Here is a 771-nt window from a genome sequence, read left to right as displayed (position 1 = left end):
TCTGTTGGAGCTCCTTCTTCAACAGCTTCTTTTTGGTCCATTATTTTAACGTTTAAGTCTGCATCAACTTCTGCTTCTACGCTAAGTGACTTCCCTTTACATTCTTTTGAAGACACCATAAGCTTTATGTTATAGGTTCCTGCCTCTTCAAATTTAAATACCGTAAGACTTGATGTTACATTTGTATCTAATATCGCTTTTCGATCATCATCCGATAATTCTTTTCCATTTAAATACCACTTGTAAGTACGCGCTCCTTGGAAATCTCCTTTTGCTTGTAATGCTACCGTTGCAAATTTTGACGAATTCCCATTTAATGCTACAACTTGGCTAAATTCAATTTCATCACAAGGGTCTTTTACGGCAGTGTCCTTTAAACTATCCACCGCTACACTTGTACAGGTTTTTGTTAGCTCGCAGTTATCTCCACTTTTTAATATGGGTTCAAAACATATTGTGTACGTCCCATTTTTTGTAAACTTATACTGGAATAATGATTTTGTAGCAGCTGGCTGCAATTCATCATCCACATACCATTGATAGTCATAGGTCAAAAACTTGGCATTATTGGGTGTAAAGGCATAATAAATGGCTTCATCACCTTCGTCCTTAACTTTTGTGGTGTTGATTTCCATACTATTGATTGCCTCGCAATCCTGCGTTGAAAATTCTTTTTCACATGATGCAAGCCCTAAAAGCAATAGCATAAATGAAAATCCGAATAAAATGTTCTTTTTCATGATTTTTAATTTAGTTTTTTGAAATTTATAT

At 35.0% G+C, this 771-nt stretch carries 1 protein-coding gene; it reads right to left on the bottom strand.

What is annotated here, in order from left to right; genetic code table 11:
• Window positions 1-740 (bottom strand): hypothetical protein (locus KQA_RS19345; RefSeq protein WP_157366775.1); only part of this gene is annotated, 740 nt, incomplete at its 3' end.
• Window positions 741-771: the final 31 nt, after the last annotated feature.

The sequence above is a fragment of the Aquimarina agarilytica ZC1 genome (assembly GCF_000255455.1).
Taxonomy (GTDB): domain Bacteria; phylum Bacteroidota; class Bacteroidia; order Flavobacteriales; family Flavobacteriaceae; genus Aquimarina; species Aquimarina agarilytica.
The sequence above is the reverse complement of the archived record's forward strand: the minus strand, read 5'-3'. Positions and strand labels throughout refer to the sequence as shown.